This is a genomic window from Faecalicoccus sp. (assembly GCF_036552745.1).
Lineage (GTDB): Bacteria > Bacillota_I > Bacilli_A > Erysipelotrichales > Erysipelotrichaceae > Faecalicoccus.
Genome location: NZ_JAXKBY010000058.1, coordinates 1 through 5,353, shown reverse-complemented (window position 1 = coordinate 5,353; position 5,353 = coordinate 1). Strand labels below are relative to the sequence as shown.

Annotated in this window: 4 protein-coding genes; all 4 read left to right on the top strand. The window is 41.2% G+C overall.

The features are described 5' to 3' along the window. On the top strand, positions 1-1,516 hold a 1,516-nt coding region (locus U0M88_RS02885), incomplete at its 5' end, for a type IIA DNA topoisomerase subunit B (protein WP_331868846.1). Next, complete coding sequence (gene parC, locus U0M88_RS02880) at positions 1,509-3,989, top strand: DNA topoisomerase IV subunit A (RefSeq protein ID WP_331868845.1); 2,481 nt, start codon at positions 1,509-1,511, stop codon at positions 3,987-3,989. The genes U0M88_RS02885 and parC, both read left to right, overlap by 8 nt. A 2-nt stretch (positions 3,990-3,991) precedes the next feature. Beyond that, the gene (locus U0M88_RS02875) at positions 3,992-4,882 is read left to right on the top strand and encodes a DMT family transporter (RefSeq protein WP_331868844.1); all 891 of its coding nucleotides are present in this window, start codon (positions 3,992-3,994) and stop codon (positions 4,880-4,882) included. A gap of 45 nt (positions 4,883-4,927) precedes the next feature. After that, complete coding sequence (locus U0M88_RS02870; RefSeq protein WP_022789121.1) at positions 4,928-5,143, top strand: YneF family protein; 216 nt, start codon at positions 4,928-4,930, stop codon at positions 5,141-5,143. Positions 5,144-5,353: the final 210 nt, after the last annotated feature.

The window sequence follows — 5,353 nt, the reverse complement described above, 5'->3', positions numbered from 1 at the left end:
TGTATGGTCTATGTTGTTTGAAGATGGGGGAAAGAAAGTCGGAAAGCTGGAGAAGATCGGTAAGACCAATCGTACCGGAAGTACTGTACAGTTCTTACCGGATCCTCACATCTTTAAACAAAATCGCTTTTCCTTCTCTAAGATTTGTGAACGTGCGCAGGAAGATGCTTTCCTTTTAGAAGGCTTAGAGATGAAAGTGACCGATCTTCGAAAAGAAAAACGGGAAATGGTCTATCAGTATGAAAATGGCTTACAGGCTTTTATCGAGGAAATTGATAAAGATCATACACCGATGCACGATCCAATCAGTTTTGAAGGCAACAATAATGGCATACAAGTGCGTGGTTGTTTTCAATATACTGATGATTATCAGGAAAATGTTTTTAGCTTTACCAACATGGTTCGAACACGGGATGGCGGAAGTCATGAAACCGGTGCGAAACAAGCTTTTACCAAAGTGTTCAACGAATATGCCCGTAAAAACGGTTTCTTAAAAGAGAAGGATAAAAGTTTTGATGGCAGTGATGTTCGGGAAGGCTTAACGCTTGTCATCAATCTGACAATTCCGGAAAATCTTCTTCAGTTTGAAGGACAGACAAAAGAGAAATTGGGAACACCGGAGGCAAAATCAGCTACGGATGCGATCGTGAGTGAGAATTTACGCTATTTCTTAGAAGAGAATAAAGAAACGGCACAGGCGCTAGTGCGAAAAATTGTAAAGGCGGCCAATGCGCGTAATGCGGCTCGCAAGGCCAGAGAGGAAGCGCGTAAAGGCAAAGGCAAACAGAAGGCAGAAAGAGTATTGTCCGGAAAGCTTGCCAGTGCGCAAAGCAAGGATGCCCGAAGAAAGGAGCTGTACCTTGTCGAAGGTGATTCGGCCGGGGGTAGTGCCAAACAAGGTAGAGATTCAAAATATCAGGCCATCCTGCCATTAAGAGGAAAGGTATTAAATACCGAAAAGGCATCTTTGGAAAACATTGAGAAAAATGAAGAATTGAATACGATCATTCATGCCCTGGGAGCCGGTGTCGGAAAAGATTTTACCGCCGAAGATTCCAATTACTATAAGGTCATCATCATGACCGATGCGGATGATGATGGGGCACATATTCAAAATCTATTGTTGACATTCTTTTATCGCTATATGAGAGATTTGATCGATAAGGAAATGTTATATATCGCCTTGCCGCCTTTATATCGGATTGCCAAAGGAAAGAATGAGTATTATCTATATACCGACGAGGAACTGGATGAAAAGAAAAAAGAGCTGAAAAACGGCTATACCATTACTCGTTACAAGGGGCTTGGTGAAATGAATGCCACGCAGTTATGGGATACGACCATGAATCCGGCTACGCGTACCTTGATTTGTGTGACGATAGAAAATGCGGTCATGGCTGAGCGTCGTGTCCATGAACTGATGGGAGATAAAGCCGAGCTTCGTCGTAACTGGATCGAAGACAATGTCGTATTTACATTGGAGGATGATTATGTAAAGGAGGTACGCCATGACTAAGGCAAATACAGTGGAAGAACATCATATCTTAAAAAATTCACTGGAAGATATCATGGCGGATCGCTTTGCCCGATATTCCAAATACATCATTCAGGAGCGTGCCCTGCCCGATGCCAGGGATGGTTTAAAGCCGGTGCAGAGACGTATTTTATATGCGATGTATGAAGATGGAAACACCTACAATAAGCCTTATCGCAAAAGTGCCAAAACTGTCGGTAACGTCATCGGTAATTACCACCCGCATGGGGATAGTTCCGTGTATGACGCGATGGTACGATTATCACAATCTTGGAAAATTGCCGATCCTTTGATCGATATGCAGGGAAATAACGGTTCTATTGACGATGATCCGGCGGCTGCGATGCGATACACGGAAGCTAGACTTTCCAAACTTTCGGATTATTTGTTGCAGGATATTGAAAAGGATACGGTAGAATGGGCGCCCAACTTTTCCGATGAAAAGATGGAACCGACAGTCTTGCCGGCTCGTTATCCCAACTTGCTGGTCAATGGAATTACCGGTATTGCCGCTGGTTATGCGACCAATATACCGCCACATAATTTAAATGAAGTTGTCGAAGCAGCGATTTATCGTATCCAGCATCCACAATGTGATCTACATGAGCTGATGCAGATTGTAAAAGGGCCCGATTTTCCAACCGGCGGTATCGTTATGGGGATTGACGGTATCAGTGAAGCTTTTTCCAAAGGTAAAGGAAAAGTCATGATTCGATCTAAGGTACATGTGGAACAGACACGAACAATCAAACAACTGGTTGTTACCGAAATTCCATATGAAGTGATCAAAAGTCAGCTGGTCAAGAAGATCGATGATATTCGAATCAATAAAAAAGTCGATGGTATCTTAGATGTACGTGATGAAAGTGATCGTAATGGATTGCGCATTGTCATCGACTTAAAGAAAGATTGTGCCGATGAAACGATCTTGAATTATCTTTATAAGAATACCGATCTTCAGATTTCTTATAACTATAATGTGATTGCCATTGTCAATAAGGCGCCGGTATTGATGTCTTTGCCGATGGCGCTGGATGCCTTTATTCAACATCGGGAAGATGTAGTTTTAAGGCGAAGTCATTATGATTTAAAGGCTAAAAAGGAACGAGCGCATATCTTGGAAGGCTTGATCAAAGCGGTTAGTGTCATGGATGAGATCATTTCTATCATTCGCTCTTCTAAAGATAAGGCCGATGCCAAAAATAATCTGATTTCTCGCTTTGGCTTTTCCAAAGAACAGGCAGAAGCCATTGTCATCATGCGTTTATATCGTTTGACACATACGGATATTAAAGAATTGCAGGATGAATACGATGCGCTTTTAAAGGATATTCAACGTTTGGAAGGTATCGTATCGGATAAGAAAAAGCTGCATGCATTGCTTGTCAAAGAATTAAAAGAAGTCAATACGACTTTTAAGACCGAAAGACGCAGTGAGATTCAAAAGGATATTCAAGAGATCGTCATTGATGAAAAAGCTATGATTGCGGATGAACAAGTCATGGTGACAATGACACATGATGGGTATGTTAAACGTGTCAGTCTGCGTTCTTACAATGCGTCACCGGATAGCCTGAGTGGTCATAAGGATGGCGATTTTATCGTATGCAGCGGACAGGCCAGCACCTTACAGACACTCTTGTTTTTTACCAATCGCGGAACCTATGGGTATTTAACGGTCTATACCTTGGAAGAAGCCAAGTGGAAGGATCTGGGAAAACATATCAGCAGTTATTTGAAAATCGATTCTTCGGAAAAAATCGTTCAGGCCTATTTGATCGATCATTTTGATAAACATGTAGAGATGGTCTTTGCCTCGGCTTTAGGAATGATCAAGCGAACTTCTTTAAAAGATCTGCAGGTTTCTCGTGCCAATAAAACGATGGTCTGCATGAAAGTTGGATCAGCCGATGAAATGATTTCGGCAAAAGCATCCATGACACAATCTGATCAGATCGTGTTGGTGACAAAAAATGGTTTTGGTTTGACGTATCCGGTTGAACAAGTACCGCAGGTATCGGCAAAATCCAAAGGTGTTAAATCAATCAATCTGACAAGGGACGATTGTGTGGAAGATATGCTTGTCTGTCGTGACTTGCAGGGACAAATTCTATTTATGACAAGCGAAGGGCAGATGAAACGTGTCAAGATGGATCAGATTGCCCAGTTTAATCGACCGGCTAAAGGAAACCGCATTTGTAAGCTGATCAAATCAAATCCAAGTCATCTATATAAAATGAAGGAGATTCGTGATCTACAAAAGGAAATCGTGCTGGAAAGTGAAGAGCTTCTTCGCTTTGTACCGGCATCCATTTCTTTGATGTCGGTAGAATCAACGTTCTCGAATCCATTTGGCAAGTTGGAAGCTTATACGATTCCCGAAATCCTGGATCGTATTGAGGAAGGAAACTGGTCAGAGGAAGAAAGTGAACAGCTTTCACTTTTTGAGGTATAAGCATGTCCAGAAAAAATGCGAGTGCCATCTGTATCTTGGTGGCAGCCATCTGGGGCGGTGGTTTCATTGCGACCGATGCCGCTTTGGCCACCTTTGATCCGTTTACCGTTTTATTGATTCGCTTTTTAGGTGCCAGTCTTGTGTGCTGGCTCATAGTAGGAATTCAAAAAATACGCATTACCAAAGCCGGTGTATTAAAAGGGGCTTTATCAGGTATTTTCTTGTATTTGGCCTTTGCCTTTCAAACCTTTGGTTTAGATATGACCAATACAGGTCAAAATGCTTTTTTAACGGCGGTCAATGTGGTCATGGTACCTTATATCGCCTGGCTCATCTTTAAGAAAAGACCACAGTTCATGCAGGTATTTGCCAGCTTGATCTGTCTGATTGGTCTTGGATGTCTTTCTCTATCAAAGGGGCAGTTTCACTTTTCTTTTGGAGATGGTTTATCACTGATGTGTGCCTTCTTTTTTGCTTGTCACTTTATCTCTTTGGAGTATTCGACAAAAGGACAGGATGTGCGACTTATCAATGCGGTTCAAATGTCAGTGGCTGCATTAGTGTCTATTCCAGGTGCCTTATGTTTGGAAGCGATGCCTTCACACATCTCCTCGATGGCCATTTTCAGCTGCCTTTATATGATTTTGATTGCCACATGGCTTGCATTTCAATTACAAACTCTGGCGCAAAAATATATCGATTCTTCCAGTGCCAGTGTGCTTCTTTGTACAGAATCTTTATTTGCCAATATTTTTGGATTTGCATTGTTGCACGAAGAAAAGACGTGGATCATGATCCTTGGTGGTTTATTGATTTTTCTGTCGGTTATCTTAGTAGAAGGGGAATCTCTGTTTGATAAAAATAGAATTTTCAAACGGTTGTCAAAAGAATAAAAAAATAGTAATATAAAGTATGTAAATAGTGAGGATGGATTAAATATGGATTGGTTAAGTACAATACTTTACACCTTAGTTGGGGTTGTTATTGGCGGGATTTTAGGTTTTTATTTCACAAAGAAAAAGTTTGAAAAAGAATTAAAGGAAAATCCACCGATCAATGAAAAGATGATTCGTGCTATGTTCTTACAAATGGGTCGTAAACCTAGTGAAGCGCAGATTCGTCAGATCATGAAATCAGTTAACCAAAACAGATAGCGAAGAGGAAACTCTTCGTTTTTCTTTTATGCAAATAATATGTGATAATGATGATGGTAATAGGGGAATATGGGAAAATTTGTGAATAACTATTGCGAAATCGCTTTAATTTTCTTAAAATAAGGATGAATTGCACATAGCGGTAAAATGGTGCGCGTGTAGCGCACCATCGGTGTGTCCGTAGCGGCCGACCGGTTTAAGATTTTGTAT